Genomic DNA, 15,845 nt, shown 5'->3' with positions numbered 1-15,845 from the left:
GGGCAGACTGACTCGTGGAGGTTGGGATGAGCGCATACAAGACGGTCGTCGTGGGCACCGATGGCTCTGAGTCGTCGTTGAGGGCTGTCGATCGTGCGGGGGCGCTGGCAGGTGAGTCGGCGTCGCTGGTCATCGCGTGCGCCTACTTTCCGAACGATCGTGGAGCGGGCGGCGCGGCCGATGTCCTGAAGGACGAGGCGTACCAGATCACCGGATCGTCGCCGACCGAAGAGATCCTGCGCACGGCCAAGGAGCGTGCGACCATCGCGGGCGCAGGCAACATCGACTCCCGTTCGGTCAAGGGAGCGCCGGTCGACGCTTTGCTGCAGCTGGTCGCCGACGTCAACGCGGATCTGCTGGTCGTCGGAAACCGCGGCTTGAACTCGATCGCCGGGCGGCTGCTCGGCTCGGTTCCGGCCGATGTCGCACGAAAGTCCGCCTGCGACGTGCTGATCGTGCACACGACGTAGCGATTACCGCGCGATCACCGACAACCGAACGCCCTCGACACCGTCACCAGGTGTCGGGGGCGTTCGTCACGTCGCGTAGCTCCGCGGGTAGATCGGTGGCGTGGACCACTGTCAGCCGCTGCGTCGCCCGGGTCAGTGCCACATAGAGATCCGAGTAGCCGCGTGGGGAATCGGCGATGATCGCCGAGGGTTCGACCACGACGATGTTGTCGAACTCGAGGCCCTTGCATGCGCCCACGGTGAGAACTCGTGGTGGCGAATCGATGTCGCTCGTCTCGGCCACCACTTCGTCGTGGAGCCGCGCGGGCACGATCACCGCGGTGACACCGGCGAGTTCGGGACGCCTCGCCGCCTCGACGGCGATCTGTGCACGCTTGGCGACGTCGGTGTGGATCGCGACCGGTTCGATCCCGTTGCTCCGCAGCGATGTCGGCGGGGACTGCGTCGGACTGATCTGCGCGAGCATGCGTGTCGCATAGGTCATGATCTCTGCCGGTGTCCGGTAGTTGACGGTCAGTTCACGCAGATGCCAGCGGTCCGCGACATACGGTGACAGCACATCACCCCACGACCGCGTGCCGGCCAGATCTCCGGTCTGGGCGGTGTCACCGATGATCGTCATCCGCCGGTTCGGTATGCGGCGCATCACCATTCGCCACGCCATCGCCGACAACTCCTGTGCCTCGTCCACGATGACATGCCCGAAGGCCCAATTCCGGTCACCGTGCGCGCGTTCGGCGGTCGTCAGCCGCTGCGTCTCGGTCTGGCGGGCGGCCAGCTGCTCGGCATCGATCAGGTCATAGGCCATCAGGATCTCCGGATCGAGCTCGTCCTCGAGATCCTGCGGCGCGGAGCCGGTGAGGATGTCCAGTGCGTCCTGGGCGTCGGCGAGCTGACGGCGCCAGCGTTCACGTTCGGCCCGCTCGGCATCGTCGGTGCCGTAGCCGATCAACTCCGCGAGTTCGTCGAGCAGTGGCACATCTGCGGGGGTGAGATCACCGCCGTCGGTCCGCGGCCGGGGGGACCTGCGATGCAGAGCATTGCGATCCTCGTCGGACCAGCCGGGTGATGCCTTCCGTATCGCGGCGGGGTCGGCGAGGAGTTCGCGCAACATCGCTTGCGGCGTCAACGACGGCCAATAGCGTAGGAGTGCTCTCCGGATCTCGGGATCCTGGCCCATCTCGTCGCGGATGTCGGCGATGTCGGCACCGCTGAGCAACTGGGACCCATCGAGCAGACTCGAGCCGATCGCGCGCGCATGGGCCTGGGCCAATCCGTCCAGCGCGGCGCGGAGGAAGACCGGTTGCGCAAGATTGTGTGCGCGCCGCGAACTCCGTGCCTTTGCTCGGGCCGCCTTGATCAGTGGGGAGTCGATCATCACCTGATAGGTGTCGAAGTCCACCGGAACAGGCTTGGGTGGCAGCGACTGCCGGGCACGCACGGCACGTTTCAGCAGATCCACCATGCGGGGGTCGCCCTTCACGGCTGCGGCGTGGCGGGTCTCGGTCGCTGTCGCGTGGACGCCGGGATAGAGATCGCCGATGGTGGACAGCAGCACGCCCGACTCACCGAGTGACGGGAGAACCTGGCCGATGTAGGTCAGGAAGTCGTCGTTGGGGCCGATGATCAGAATGCCACTGCGCGACAAGATGTCCCGGTGAGTGTACAGCAGGTATGCGGCCCGGTGCAGAGCCACGGCCGTCTTCCCGGTACCGGGTCCACCCTGGATCACGGTGACCCCGCGATGTGGGGACCGGATGATCAGATCCTGCTCGCGCTGAATCGTCTCGACGATGTCGGTCATCTCGCCGGTGCGCGCGGCGTTCAGCGCGGCGACCAGAGCGGTCTCGTTGACCACGTCCCCGTGCCCGACGTCGTCGGGCGAGGCGTCGCCGAGAGTCAGGTACTCGTCGTTGACCGCCCGCACCCGCCTGCTCCGGGTCCGGACATGCCGGCGTCGGTCGACGTCCTCCGGTGCGGCGGGCGTGGCCAGGTAGAACGGACGTGACAGGGGGGCGCGCCAATCGAGAAGCAGCGTGGTGTCCGTGTCGTCGTCGTCGAGCACGCCGATCCGGCCGATCCGGCGGATCTCACCGTCGTCGAGATCGAGTCTGCCGAAGTACAGATTGTGTTCGGCGGCATCGAACTTGGCGAGATCGTCGGTGTAGAGCCGTTCGTACGACTCGCGTTCGGAGCGCGCCTGCGGAGTACCGCCCTTCTCGCGCAACGTCGAGGAGAGGCGTCGCTGCGTGTTGGCGCGCATCCGATCGAGTCGCCCATAGACCTGGTCGAGGTGGGCCTGTTCTTCGGTGATCCGCGAGTCCACGTCGGTCTCAGGGTGTTCCGTGTCTGTCGAACTCACCGTCGGGCCATGCCTTCGCGAGATCGGGTCGACGCCAATCCGGCGTCGCGGGCCAGGTCCGCCGACCGGAACGAGGTGGTGATCCGCGCGCCGACCGCAGGCTCTGCCAGCCGGCGGCACACGGCGTCTGTGGGTCCGCCCAATGCCGGATGTGCCAGGCGGGCGCCGAGCCATTCGACGACGTCGCCCTGCGAGCCCAGCGGAAGAGGACTCGCGGTCCGAGGGTCACCGAGAACGCCGTGCCGGGACACGTAGAGCGAGAACGTCTTTGGGACAACGGTTGCCGCAACGACCGGGTGGTCGGCGGTGGAAAGCATCATACGATCGTAATTCGGTTCGGTGTGGTCGAGGACAGTGGTCTCGTCGTCGGTGAGCCATGCGCCGACGGTGTGCAACTGTGCCCCGGGGGAGAAATACGGCGCCGCGGGGATGTATCCGTGTGCGGAGACGTGCGCGGAGTGCCCGACGGCGAGATCGGAAACAGTCAGGCGGACCATTGGCGGGTTCACGTCGCGGATCAGCGCGGCGAGTTTCGTGCGTAGCACGACGGGTGACGCGTTGGACCCGACGGCGACGACGAGTTCACGGCCGGCGAGCGAATCCGGCTCGAGGAGTTCATCGTCGACGTCGTCGGGCGTCGCCCACGGATAACCATGGGCGGGGAATGCCGTCCTGGTGTCGGTGCTCGGCCCGCTCGGGTGGCGGGGGTCGGGAAGCGGGTCTATGAGCGGGCCTCTCGCCAGCGCCGCCGGCCCTCGTCTGCGCCTTCGCTTGCCTTGTCCTTCGCCGTGGTCGCCAGTGCGGAGGCCTGATCCGCGAGCCCGGGTGCACGGCTCTTGACGGCCTGTGCGGCGTCGGAGGACTTCTCGCGAATGGCCTCGGCCAACTCGGGTGCACGGTCGATGATGCGCTCGGCGGCCTTGTCGGCACGCTTCTGCAGCTTCTTGGCGGTTTTCTCGGAGCGCTTCTGTGCGACCTTCGCGGCCTTGTCCGAACGCTTCTGGGCAACCTCGGCGAAGTCCGCGGAGCGCTTCTGGGCTTCGCCGGCGAGCTCTGGTGCACGCTGCCGGATGATCTCGGCGGCCTCGACAGAACGGTCACGAGCCGCCTCGGCGATCTCGGGCGCACGGTGCTTGATGATCTCGGCGGCCTCGACAGAACGGTCACGAGCCGCCTCGGCGATCTCGGGCGCACGGTGCTTGATGATCTCGGCGGCCTCGACAGAACGGTCACGAGCCGCCTCGGCGATCTCGGGCGCGCGATGTTTGATGACCTCGGCGGCCTCGGCGGAGCGCTCGCCGAGCACGTGGGCGCCCTCCGCGGAGCGTTCACGGAGCGTGCCCCAGGTCGATTCCGATGCTGCGACACCGATCGGCAGCGCAGCGGTGATCGCCTGGCTCGCCTCACCGGCCTTCCGGCGACCTCGCCACGCGAGTGAGGGCTTGCCCTCGGTGTCGACGGCTGCGATCAGCAGTCCGCCGAGCAGGCTCACGTTCTTGTAGAACTGGGTGCGCTGCCGAGCGCGGACGTCGGGGTCGGTCTCCTCCCAGAAGGCGTGTCCGGCCAGCGTTGTTGGGACCAGTGAACCGGCCAGACCCAACGCGGCGATCCGCGGGAACTTGCCCGTCGCCAGCAGAACTCCTCCGCCGATCTGGATCGCGCCGTTGACGCGCACGAGGATCTCCGGCTCGGTCGGGACGTTGTCGGTGACGCTGTTCGGGAGGGCCTGAACCGATTTGTCGACGAGATCGCGCGACATGTCGGCCCTGGGCTGAGGATTGCGTAGCGCGTCGATGCCGGAGGCAACGAACACGGTGGCCAGCATGGGTCGGGCAATTCGGCGGATCAACATTGACGGCCTCCTCGTGACAGAGCTCGGATGTCCACCCCCGCGTCTTGAGTGGTGAACCTCATCGAGGCTACCGGGCTCGGACAACGATCGCAGGCACGCAGGCGCCCGGCGGTATCCGCGCGCCGCTCGGTCACCAGCCGCGCCGGCGCCATTCGGGCAGCGACGGGCGCTCGGCGCCCAGTGTGGTGTCCTTGCCGTGTCCGGGATAGACGACGGTCGAATCCGGGTAGCGATCGAAGACCTTCGCGGACACATCGTCGATCAAGGTGTCGAAGTGGCCGGGCTCCCAGGTCTTGCCGACGCCGCCCGGGAAGAGACAGTCGCCGGTGAAGATGTGCACGCCGTCGTCGTCGGTGTACGCGAGCGCGATCGAGCCGGGGGTGTGGCCGACGAGGTGGATCGCGTCGAAGGTGAGGTCGCCCACCACGATGGTGTCGCCGTCGTCGATCAGCCGATCCGGAGCGATGGGCAGCTCGTGGGCGTCCAGGCGCCCGGCAGCCGTTGGCACACCGAGCTCGCGGGCCACCTCGGTCAGGGCCTGCCAGTGGTCGAAATGCTGATGTGTGGTGAAGATCAGCGTCGGGGTGCCCGGCAGCGACCGGACCACCTCGAGGATGCGGTCGGCATCGTTGGCGGCGTCGATGATCAGCTGGTCACCGGTCGTCGTGGAGGTGATCACGTAGACGTTGTTGTCCATCGGCCCGACGGACATCTTCACGATCGTCGCCGACCCGAGTGTCCGTCGTTGCGGCCGAGGGGACTCCGAGAGATCGCCGGTGTAGGTGTCGTTGAGGGAAACGTCCTGGGGGCTCATGGCCGCCAGGTTATGCCACGGCGACGGGCCGGGCGACGGAGATCGCCGGTCGATCGGCGAGAGTATCGTGGAGCATTGGTCGACTGACCATCGAACATGCCCTTCGTCGAGATCTCTCCAGCAACGGGAGGCCGGCCGAGCCCTCCGATCTTGTCGGTGGTCGTCGTTAGGGTATGCGCGGTGCGGTCTGGCCACGGCCTGGATCGCGTCCAGCCGGCTCACACACCAGCACCCGAGCGAACGCCGGGTCAGCAACGAATGAGGACTCCAAGTGGTTGACCGTCTCATCGTCCGCGGCGCCCGTGAACACAACCTGCGCGGTATCGACGTGGATCTCCCCCGGGACAGCCTCATCGTGTTCACCGGGCTGTCGGGATCGGGGAAGTCGTCGCTCGCGTTCGACACGATCTTCGCCGAGGGGCAGCGCCGCTACGTCGAGTCGTTGTCGGCATACGCGCGTCAGTTCCTCGGTCAGATGGACAAGCCCGACGTGGACTTCATCGAGGGACTCTCGCCTGCCGTCTCCATCGACCAGAAGTCGACCAACCGCAATCCGCGATCCACGGTCGGCACGATCACCGAGGTCTACGACTACCTCCGACTGCTCTACGCCCGCGCCGGCCGGGCCCATTGCCCGGAGTGCGGCGCGCTGATCGCCAAGCAGACTCCGCAGCAGATCGTCGACCAGGTCCTCGAGATGGATCAGGGCGTGCGGTTCCAGGTACTCGCCCCGGTGGTACGTACCCGCAAGGGCGAGTTCGTCGACCTCTTCGCCGAGCTGCAGACCCAGGGTTTCTCCCGTGCGCGGGTCGACGGCACCGTTCACCAGCTGACCGATCCGCCGAAGCTGAAGAAGCAGGAGAAGCACGACATCGAGGTCGTCGTGGACCGCCTCGCGGTCAAGGCGAGCGCCAAACAGCGTCTGACCGATTCCGTCGAGACGGCGCTGCGCCTCGCCGACGGCATCGTGGTACTCGACTTCGTCGACCTCGACGAGTCCGATGCGCACCGGGAACGTCGGTTCTCCGAACGTATGGCGTGCCCGAATGGGCACCCGATCGCCATCGACGATCTCGAACCGCGGTCGTTCTCGTTCAACTCGCCCTACGGTGCATGCCCGGAGTGCGACGGTCTCGGCATCCGCAAAGAGGTCGACGAGGAACTGGTGGTACCCGACCCCGACCTCTCATTGGCCGACGGTGCCATCGCCCCGTGGTCGGGCGGGCACAACGCGGACTACTTCCTGCGCCTGATGGGTGGCCTCGCCGATCAGATGGGCTTCGACGTCGACACCCCGTGGCGGAAACTGCCCGCCAAGGCGCGCAACGCCATCCTCAACGGCAGCGACCATCAGGTCCATGTGAAGTTCCGGAATCGGTACGGGCGAACTCGCTCGTACTACACCGAATTCGAAGGTGTGCTGTCGTTCCTGGCCCGACGCATGGATCAGACCGAGTCCGAGCAGATGAAGGAGCGGTACGAGGGGTACATGCGCGACGTGCCGTGCCCGGCCTGTCAGGGCGCGCGCCTGCGGCCCGAGATCCTCTCCGTCACCCTCGACCATCCGACCTTCGGCCCGAAGTCGATCGCGGAGGTGTGTGCGTTGTCGGTGTCGGAATGCGCGGAGTACCTCAACGGCCTGGAACTCGATGCGCGCCAGCAGGCCATCGCCGGACGGGTTCTCAAAGAGGTTCAGGCCCGCATCACATTCCTGCTCGACGTCGGGCTCGAGTACCTGTCGTTGTCGCGCGCGGCGGGCTCGTTGTCCGGCGGTGAGGCGCAGCGTATTCGGTTGGCGACTCAGATCGGCTCCGGCCTCGCCGGCGTGCTCTACGTCCTCGACGAGCCGTCGATCGGGCTCCATCAGCGCGACAATCGGCGCCTCATCGAAACCCTCACGCGCCTGCGGGATCTCGGGAACACCCTGATCGTCGTCGAGCACGATGAGGACACCATCCGCTCGGCGGATTGGATCGTCGACATCGGACCACGTGCCGGCGAGCACGGGGGCGAGGTGGTGCACAGCGGCAGCTACAAGGATCTGCTCCGCAACCGCCGGTCGCTCACCGGCGCCTACCTGTCCGGCCGGGACACGCTGCCGGTGCCGCCGATCCGACGGCCCATCTCCCGGCGCAAGCAACTCACCGTCGTCGGTGCGCGGGAGCACAACCTGCGCGGGATCGACGTGCCGTTCCCGCTCGGCGTGCTCACCGCCATCACCGGCGTGTCCGGCTCGGGGAAGTCGACGCTCGTCAACGACATCCTCGCAACCGTGTTGGCCAACAAGCTCAACGGTGCGCGACAGGTGCCCGGTCGGCACACGCGCGTGAAGGGTCTCGATCACCTCGACAAGCTCGTCCAGGTCGACCAGTCGCCGATCGGCCGCACACCGCGGTCCAATCCGGCGACGTACACCGGCGTCTTCGACAAGATCCGGACGTTGTTCGCCGCGACCACCGAGGCGAAGGTGCGCGGCTATCAGCCGGGCCGGTTCTCCTTCAACGTCAAGGGCGGGCGCTGCGAGGCGTGCACCGGTGAAGGCACGATCAAGATCGAGATGAACTTCCTCCCCGACGTCTACGTGCCGTGCGAGGTCTGTCACGGGGCGCGGTACAACCGCGAGACGCTCGAGGTCCATTACAAGGGCAAGACCATCTCCGAGGTCCTCGACATGCCGATCGAGGAGGCCGCAGAGTTCTTCGAGCCGGTCACGTCGATCCATCGCTACCTGAAGACGCTGGTCGACGTCGGGCTCGGGTACGTGCGACTCGGCCAGCCGGCGCCGACGCTCTCCGGCGGCGAGGCGCAGCGCGTGAAACTGGCCGCCGAACTCCAGAAGCGTTCGACCGGTCGGACGGCCTACATCCTCGACGAGCCGACCACCGGCTTGCACTTCGAGGACATCAAGAAGCTGCTCGGCGTCATCAGCGGCCTGGTCGACAAGGGCAACACCGTCATCGTCATCGAGCACAACCTCGACGTCATCAAGACGGCGGACTGGGTGATCGACATGGGTCCCGAGGGGGGTACGGGCGGCGGCACCGTGGTGGCCGAGGGAACACCCGAAGACATCGCGGCGGTGCCGGAGAGTCACACCGGGAAGTTCCTGGCCGACATCCTCGAGCTCGACGAGGATGTGGCCTCGGCGGGCTGAGTCGGCTCGGAGGGGGGCGTCAGCCCTTGCCCATCGACTTGCGGATCTCGTCGAGCTTCTTCTTGGCGGCCTCGTCGCGCTTGCGCATCATCTCGTCGACCTGTTGCCCCTCGGGTGAGGCCTCTGCGAGCTCCTCGGAGCCGATCGCCGTGGTGACCCGGTTCTCGATCTTGTCGCGGACGAAGTCGAAGGTCGGTACGCCCTGGTCGGTGTAGTCGGGATCGGGTAGGGGCGGGAACGGGACCGGTGTTCCGGTGGGGGAGACGATTTCCGCGTCGACGACGTCGGCGGACGTGGCCGACGCTTCCGGATCGTCCGGCGAGGAACCGGCGCGGTGGTGCTGGTCGGCGCTGGACGCGTCGTCGGGTGATGTCATACCGCCAGCGTAGTTCGCTGTCGCGGCCGGCGAGATGGACTCTGCAGGGTGCGCACCCGGGTCCAAGGGAGGCGGAGGGCGGTCAGCGACTCTTGCCGCGGACCGGCCCGGTGTACTTCTCGCCCGGACCCTCACCCGGCGCGTCCGGATGAGCGCTCGCCTCACGGAACGCCAGCTGAAGGCCCTTGAGGCCGTCGCGGATCGGGGCAGCATGGATGCCGAGATATTCGGTGGAGGCCTGCACGAGGCCGGCCAGCGAGGTGATGAGCCGTCGCGCCTCATCAAGGTCGACGGCGTCCTCGTCGGCTCCCTCGGCCAGGCCCAGCTTCTCGGCGGCCGCGCTCATGAGCAGCACGATCGCCTTGGTGACCACCTCGATCGCCGGAATATCGGCGAGGTCGCGGACGTTGTCGATATCGGTCTGCTCCGAACCGATGATTCCCTCGCCACTGTCAGCGGCGCCCCCACCGGGCATCTGTGCAGGTGACGAATAGGAGTTCTCGGTCATGGCTGTTAGACTCCCATAGCACGACCGCCCCGGTTAGCGCCGGGGTCGCAAGTGGAGTTCCGCTCCCACCGTCACGACGCGGTTTCACCCGCAGTTGTACGGTCCGGTTCATACCGAGGTCTCGCCGCATTGCGCAGCGCAGATTCGTCGGTCCGACGAGTGCGTCGGAGAACCGGTCGGTAACGGAGCCCTGCGGACGCCATCAGCGTCGCGGGGCTCTTCTGCTGGAGAGCCACCTGCTTGCGCATCCCAGCGATCCTGGGCCGCGGTCACCAGAGAACACTGATCTAGGAGGCCCCATCAGCACTGAGACCCGCATCAACGAGCGCATCCGCGTCCCTGAGGTCCGACTCGTCGGACCGAACTCGGAGCAGGTGGGCATCGTGCGTGTTGAAGATGCGCTTCGCCTGGCCATCGAGGCCGACCTGGACCTGGTCGAGGTCGCCCCCGACGCACGGCCGCCCGTGTGCAAGATCATGGACTACGGCAAGTTCAAGTACGAAGCCGCGCAGAAGCAGCGCGAATCGCGTCGCAACCAGCAGATGACCGTCGTCAAGGAGCAGAAGCTCCGCCCGAAGATCGACGACCACGACTACGAGACCAAGAAGGGTCACGTCGTACGGTTCCTCGAGGCCGGGTCCAAGGTGAAGGTCACCATCATGTTCCGCGGTCGCGAGCAGTCGCGCCCCGAACTGGGCTACCGACTTCTGCAGCGCCTGGGCAACGACGTCGCCGACTACGGCTTCATCGAGACCTCGGCCAAGCAGGACGGCCGGAACATGACGATGGTGCTGGCGCCGCACAAGGGTGCGAAGACCCGGCAGAAGGCCCAGCAGGGCCGCGACCGTGGACCGCGCCCCGACGCCGCCGCGCAAGACGCCGAGACCAACCAATAGCGAAGGGGGATGGGTAACACCGTCCGCCACTGAGTACTGACCATCAGCGCGCGAGAACCACCCGGTCACCACGGGTGGGCTTCCGCTCGCTCGAACGAAGGAAGAACATGCCGAAGAGCAAGACCCACAAAGGCACCGCAAAGCGATTCAAGGTGACCGGCAGCGGCAAGATCGTTCGCCAGAAGGCCAACCGTCGCCACCTCCTGGAGCACAAGTCCTCGCGCCGTACTCGCCGTCTCGACGGGATCGCCGTCGTGAGCGAGAACGACACCCCGCGTATCAAGCGGCTCCTCAACCGCTGACGCCGACCGAAGACTGCGCCCCGCCGCCGGAGGCCGGGGACCCACCAGACATCTGACGAACAAAGGATTTGAGACATGGCACGCGTGAAAAGGGCGGTGAACGCCCAGAAGAAGCGTCGTTCGACCCTGGAGGCTTCCAAGGGTTACCGCGGACAGCGTTCGCGTCTGTACCGCAAGGCGAAGGAGCAGCAGCTCCACTCGATGACCTACGCCTACCGGGACCGTCGCGCCCGCAAGGGTGAGTTCCGCAAGCTGTGGATCGCGCGTATCAACGCTGCCGCCCGCGCCAACGACATCACCTACAACCGCTTCATCCAGGGCCTGAAGGCCGCCGGTGTCGAGGTCGACCGCAAGGTGCTCGCCGACATCGCCGTCACCGACCCGGAGGCCTTCACCGGTCTCGTCGAGGTCGCGCGCAAGGCGCTGCCGGACGATGTGAACGCGCCCGCTGCCTGACAACGGCGCGTCTGACGACATCCCACGACCCGTGATGGAAGTTCTCTCCGAACGATCATCACGGGTCGTGTCGTATGCAAAACTCCATCGCACGTCGGTCCGGCGCTCCGAGGGACGGTTCCTCGTGGAAGGGGCCAACGCCGTCGAATCAGCACTCGCGACCCGACGGGCTCAGCGAATCCTGGTGCGCGAGGGCGATATCGAGCGGTTCGCTGCTCTCGTCGACTCTGCACGCACGAGTGGCCTCCCCGTCGAGATCCTGTCCGAGCGGGCGGTGGCCAAGCTGACCGAGGCCACCACCGCTCCCGGCGTGTTCGCGATCTCCGCGCTGCTCGATCGATCGCTCCAGGACGTGTTGGACATGTCACCGGGCCTGCTGGCCGTCGCGGTGGAGCCGCGTGAGCCCGGAAACCTCGGCACCCTCATCCGGTGTGCCGATGCGATGGGCGCCGAGGCGGTGATCCTGCTCGGCGACTCGGTGGATCCGCACAACGGGAAATGTGTGCGCTCCTCGGCGGGCAGCGTGTTCCATGTGCCGATCGTGCGCGAGCGGGAGGTTGCAGCGGGTCTGGCCACCATCCGGGCCGCAGGCATCAGCGTGCTGGCGACCGCGGCCGACGGTGAGCTGTCCCTCGACGACGCCGACGACGTCCTTGCCGGACGGTGCGCCTGGATGTTCGGCAACGAGGCGCACGGCCTCGACGACGCGGTGGCCGGACGCGCGGACCATCGGGTGTCGATCCCCATCCGTGGCCGCGCCGAGAGCCTCAACCTGGCGGCCGCGGCGGCCATCTGTCTGTACGCGAGTGCACGTGTCCGCGCATCGGGTCCGGCAGGCGACGGGCGATGACCGCCCGACAGGGCGGCCGGCCGACGCGATAGCAGCGCCCACCTGCGCCTCAGCGCGAGTCGTTGGTCGTCTAGGCTGGTAGCTCGGGTGTCCGGACGAAGCATGGTCACCCGAGATCCGACATTTTCGACCGACCGAGGAGATCGCCGACCGTGGCCAGCCCTGCCGACGACGCCCAGGAGATGCGGTTCCCCGAACCGCACGAACTCGACGCCGCAGCCGCGGCGGCCGTCGCCGCGTTCGAGGCGGCCGCAGACCTCGACGAACTCGCACACGCCAAGACGGCGCACCTCGGCGATCGGTCTCCGATCGCTCTCGCTCGGCGGGCGCTTGGCGCGATCCCGAAAGACCAGCGTTCGGCCGCCGGAAAGACGGTCAACGAGGTCCGCGGGCGGGTCACCGCGGCATTCGACCTCCGGACGGCGACGCTGCAGGCCGAACGGGATGCGGCCGTACTGGTGGCGGAGGCCGTCGACGTCACGTTGCCCAGCGGGCGACGACGCGTCGGCGCGCGGCACCCGATCACGGTGATCGCCGAACAGGTCGCCGATGTGTTCATCGGGATGGGTTGGGAGGTCGCCGAGGGGCCGGAGGTGGAGACCGAGCACCACAACTTCGATGCGCTCAACTTCCTGCCAGACCATCCCGCTCGTTCGATGCAGGACACCTTCTACATCGCACCCGAAGGGTCGCGACAGGTGCTGCGGACGCATACATCTCCGGTGCAGGTGCGGTCCATGCTGAGTCGCGACGTACCGATCTACGTCGCATGCCCCGGGCGGACGTTCCGCACCGACGAGCTCGACGCCACCCACACGCCGGTCTTTCATCAGATCGAGGGACTGGCCGTCGACAAGGGCCTGACGCTGGCGAATCTGCGCGGCACCTTGGAGGTCTTCGCGCGGGCGCTGTTCGGTCCGGAGACGACCACCCGGATGCGGCCGAGCTACTTCCCGTTCACCGAGCCGTCGGCCGAGGTGGACGTCTGGTTCCCCGGCAAGAAGGGTGGAGCCGGCTGGGTCGAGTGGGGTGGCTGCGGCATGGTCAACCCGAATGTGTTGCGCGCCAGTGGAATCGACCCAGACGTGTACTCGGGCTTCGCCTTCGGGATGGGCCTCGAACGAACCCTGCAGTTCCGCAACGACATCTCCGACATGCGTGACATGGTCGAAGGGGACATCCGTTTCACCGTCCCGTTCGGCCCGGCGGTCTGATCGACCGTCACCGAGCCCGACCACCGGCAACTCCATATCCGCGACAAGCCCGATCGATGAAAGTAGTTGGTTGACGTGCGTGCCCCACAGTCCTGGTTCACCGAGGTGCTCCGCCAAGGAGACCCCCAGTGGTCGGCGACGGCCGCGGAGATCGACCAGGGATTCGTCCGCGTCGGTTTCGAGATCGAGGATGTCGAGCCGTTCCCGGTGATCACGGGTCCGCTGGTGATCGGCCGGGTGGAGACCATCGAGGAGCTCACCGAGTTCAAGAAGCCGATCCGGTTCTGCACCGTCGAGGTCGGCGAGGAGCAGCCGCGCGGCATCGTCTGTGGCGCACGCAACTTCGCCGTCGGTGACCTGATCGTGGCAGCACTGCCGGGGGTGGTGCTGCCCGGGCCCTTCGAGATCGCCTCGCGCAAGACCTACGGACGCGTCTCCGACGGGATGATCTGTTCGGTGTCCGAACTCGGGATCGGCCACGACCACAGTGGAATTCTCGTGCTTGCGCCGGGTACCGCCGAACCGGGCGACGATGCCCGCGAGGTCCTGGGTCTCGCCGACACCGCCATCGACATCAACGTCACGCCCGACCGTGGCTATGCCTTCTCCGTGCGCGGACTCGGCCGTGAACTCGCCGGCAGCTTCGGCGTGCCGTTCGTCGATCCGGGCATCGGTGCCGACGCGTTGGCCTCCGCGGCGGGCGATGCCTGGCCGGTGGCGATCGACGAGGACTCGTCGGCCACGAGATATACCGCACGGGTCATCTCCGGTGTGGATTCCACCGCCACCTCTCCGTGGTGGATGCAGAAGCGGCTACTGGTGGCGGGTATCCGGCCCATCTCCGCGATCGTCGACGTCACCAACTACGTGATGATCGAGCTCGGGCAGCCGTTGCACGCCTTCGATGCGGAGAAACTCGCCGGCACCATCACGGTTCGCCCCGCTCAGGCAGGCGAGAAACTGACCACCCTCGACGATGTGGTGCGTGTCCTCGATCCCGAAGACGTCGTGATCGCCGACGACAGTGGACCCGTCGCATTGGCCGGTGTGATGGGCGGGGCATCCACCGAGGTCGCCGACGAGACGACGACGGTGCTGCTCGAGGCGGCGACCTTCGATCCCGTCCGGGTGTTCCGTACCGGCAAACGGCACAAGCTGACATCGGAGGCGAGCAAGCGATTCGAGCGCACTGTGGATCCGGACGTCACCGCGGTGGCGTCGGACCGGGCAGCGCGACTGATCGTGGAGATCGCCGGGGGAGCCATCGCGTCACCCCTGAGCGAGGCGCGGGTGGCGAGAACCGCCGTGCCGCCGATCACCATCGCCCTCGATGAGCCCGACCGCACCGCCGGGATTCCGTATCCGGCCGGGACCACCGCGGCACGTCTGGCCGAGGTGGGCTGCACGGTCGCCGGCGCAGATCCTCTGACGGTCACACCGCCGTCCTGGCGTCCCGATCTGCGGGAGCGCGCGGATCTGGTCGAGGAGGTGTTGCGCCTCGAGGGGCTCGAGGACATTCCGGCCGTGGTGCCACATGCGCCGGCCGGTACCGGTCTGACTGCGGCGCAACGGCGCCGTCGCGGCATCGGGCGGACCCTCGCTCTCGACGGCTATGTCGAGGTCCTGCCGTACCCGTTCATGCCCGTCGGGGTCTTCGACGTCTGGGATCTGCCCGCCGACGACGAGCGGCGCCGCACCGTCAAGGTGCTCAATCCGCTGGAGTCCGATCGTCCGGAACTCAACACCACCCTGCTCCCGGGGCTGCTGGAGATGACCGCCCGCAACATCGCGCGCGGCCAGCGGGACCTGTCGCTGTTCACCATCGGTCAGGTTGTGCTGGCGGGTGATCACGTCGCCGCGGTGGATGCGCTCGACGTCACGCGCAGGCCCACCGACGAGCAGATCGCAGCCCTCGATGCGTCGTTGCCGCATCAGCCCTTGCATGTCGCGGTGGTTCTGACCGGGCTCCGCGATCCCGCAGGCCCGTGGGGGCCGGGACGCACCGCCGACCATGTCGACGCCTTCGAGGCGGCCCGGACCATCGGTCGCGCCGCCGGTGTCGAACTGGAGTTGTCGGCCGCGGACGAACGGCCGTGGCATCCCGGCCGCTGCGCGCGACTCGGTGTCGACGGTGTGACGGTCGGTTATGCGGGAGAGCTGCACCCGGCGGTGCTCGAACGTGCCGGTCTGCCCAAGCGGTTGTGTGCCGTCGAGATCGACGTCGACGCGCTGCCGCTCGTCGAACGCCTGCCGGCACCACGCGTCTCGCCGTTCCCGGCCGTGCTGCAGGATGTCGCGGTCGTGGTCCCGGACAGTGTGTCTGCCGGCGATGTCGCCGCTGCGCTGCGCATCGGGGCAGGCGATCTGCTCGAGGCCATCGACCTGTTCGACGTGTTCACCGGCGAGCAGGTCGGCGACGGGAGCAAGTCACTCACCTTCGCGCTGCGGTTCCGCGCGTCCGACCGGACGCTCACGGAGGACGAGGCCAACGAGGCGAAGCTCGCGGCCGTCGCGCACGCGGGTGAACGGCTCGGCGCACGACTACGCTGAGGCCCGACCCGCACGTGAATTGATTTGCATCAGCGTGCATA

General features: G+C 67.3%; 14 protein-coding genes. 8 read left to right on the top strand and 6 right to left on the bottom strand.

All coding sequences use genetic code 11. From position 1 onward, the window contains the following. Window positions 1-26 precede the first annotated feature (26 nt). Entirely contained in the window at window positions 27-470 is a 444-nt protein-coding gene (locus tag IDF66_RS00125) for a universal stress protein (RefSeq protein ID WP_164309441.1), read from the top strand. Between the two features lie 43 nt (window positions 471-513). Here IDF66_RS00125 and IDF66_RS00120 read toward each other — a convergent pair whose 3' ends face one another. The 4 genes from IDF66_RS00120 to IDF66_RS00105 form a co-directional block, all read right to left on the bottom strand. Continuing rightward, the gene (locus tag IDF66_RS00120; RefSeq protein ID WP_190265334.1) at window positions 514-2,832 is read right to left on the bottom strand and encodes a HelD family protein; all 2,319 of its coding nucleotides are present in this window, start codon (window positions 2,830-2,832) and stop codon (window positions 514-516) included. After that, a complete protein-coding gene (locus IDF66_RS00115) occupies window positions 2,829-3,377 on the bottom strand; it encodes a hypothetical protein (protein ID WP_190265333.1) in 549 nt (182 codons plus the stop codon). Before IDF66_RS00115 ends, IDF66_RS00120 begins: the two co-directional genes overlap by 4 nt. Window positions 3,378-3,553: 176 nt before the next feature. Further along, on the bottom strand, window positions 3,554-4,684 hold the full coding sequence (locus IDF66_RS00110) for a DoxX family protein (RefSeq protein WP_190265332.1): 1,131 nt from the start codon (window positions 4,682-4,684) through the stop codon (window positions 3,554-3,556). A 130-nt stretch (window positions 4,685-4,814) separates the two neighbouring features. Beyond that, a complete protein-coding gene (locus IDF66_RS00105; RefSeq protein ID WP_190265331.1) occupies window positions 4,815-5,498 on the bottom strand; it encodes an MBL fold metallo-hydrolase in 684 nt (227 codons plus the stop codon). A 271-nt stretch (window positions 5,499-5,769) separates the two neighbouring features. Between IDF66_RS00105 and uvrA the strand changes: the two genes are divergently transcribed. Further along, window positions 5,770-8,652, top strand: a complete 2,883-nt coding sequence (gene uvrA, locus IDF66_RS00100; protein ID WP_190265330.1) for an excinuclease ABC subunit UvrA — start codon at window positions 5,770-5,772, stop codon at window positions 8,650-8,652. Between the two features lie 19 nt (window positions 8,653-8,671). Here uvrA and IDF66_RS00095 read toward each other — a convergent pair whose 3' ends face one another. Together IDF66_RS00095 and IDF66_RS00090 are read right to left on the bottom strand one after the other, a co-directional pair. Continuing rightward, entirely contained in the window at window positions 8,672-9,028 is a 357-nt protein-coding gene (locus IDF66_RS00095; protein ID WP_190265329.1) for a PspA domain-containing protein, read from the bottom strand. A gap of 82 nt (window positions 9,029-9,110) precedes the next feature. Further along, the gene (locus tag IDF66_RS00090; protein WP_190265328.1) at window positions 9,111-9,536 is read right to left on the bottom strand and encodes a DUF1844 domain-containing protein; all 426 of its coding nucleotides are present in this window, start codon (window positions 9,534-9,536) and stop codon (window positions 9,111-9,113) included. Between the two features lie 236 nt (window positions 9,537-9,772). Here IDF66_RS00090 and infC point away from each other — a divergent pair, with 236 nt between their 5' ends. The 6 genes from infC (at window position 9,773) to pheT (ending at window position 15,804) form a co-directional block, all read left to right on the top strand. Beyond that, complete coding sequence (infC, locus tag IDF66_RS00085) at window positions 9,773-10,432, top strand: translation initiation factor IF-3 (RefSeq protein WP_164309508.1); 660 nt, start codon at window positions 9,773-9,775, stop codon at window positions 10,430-10,432. A gap of 107 nt (window positions 10,433-10,539) precedes the next feature. Next, window positions 10,540-10,734 (top strand): 50S ribosomal protein L35, encoded by a 195-nt coding sequence (gene rpmI, locus IDF66_RS00080; RefSeq protein ID WP_161058883.1) that lies wholly within the window; start codon window positions 10,540-10,542, stop codon window positions 10,732-10,734. A 75-nt stretch (window positions 10,735-10,809) separates the two neighbouring features. Beyond that, a complete protein-coding gene (rplT, locus tag IDF66_RS00075) occupies window positions 10,810-11,190 on the top strand; it encodes a 50S ribosomal protein L20 (protein WP_164309435.1) in 381 nt (126 codons plus the stop codon). Window positions 11,191-11,224: 34 nt separating this feature from the next. Then, complete coding sequence (locus IDF66_RS00070; RefSeq protein ID WP_190265327.1) at window positions 11,225-12,040, top strand: TrmH family RNA methyltransferase; 816 nt, start codon at window positions 11,225-11,227, stop codon at window positions 12,038-12,040. 182 nt (window positions 12,041-12,222) lie between these two features. After that, on the top strand, window positions 12,223-13,254 hold the full coding sequence (pheS, locus tag IDF66_RS00065) for a phenylalanine--tRNA ligase subunit alpha (protein WP_190266217.1): 1,032 nt from the start codon (window positions 12,223-12,225) through the stop codon (window positions 13,252-13,254). Window positions 13,255-13,329: 75 nt separating this feature from the next. Further along, window positions 13,330-15,804, top strand: coding sequence for a phenylalanine--tRNA ligase subunit beta (gene pheT / locus IDF66_RS00060; protein WP_190265326.1), 2,475 nt, complete (start codon window positions 13,330-13,332; stop codon window positions 15,802-15,804). The last annotated feature ends 41 nt before the right edge of the window (window positions 15,805-15,845 follow it).

Origin of the sequence: Gordonia hankookensis (assembly GCF_014673215.1) — a bacterium.
Classification (GTDB): Bacteria; Actinomycetota; Actinomycetes; order Mycobacteriales; family Mycobacteriaceae; genus Gordonia; species Gordonia hankookensis.
The sequence above is the reverse complement of the archived record's forward strand: the minus strand, read 5'-3'. Positions and strand labels throughout refer to the sequence as shown.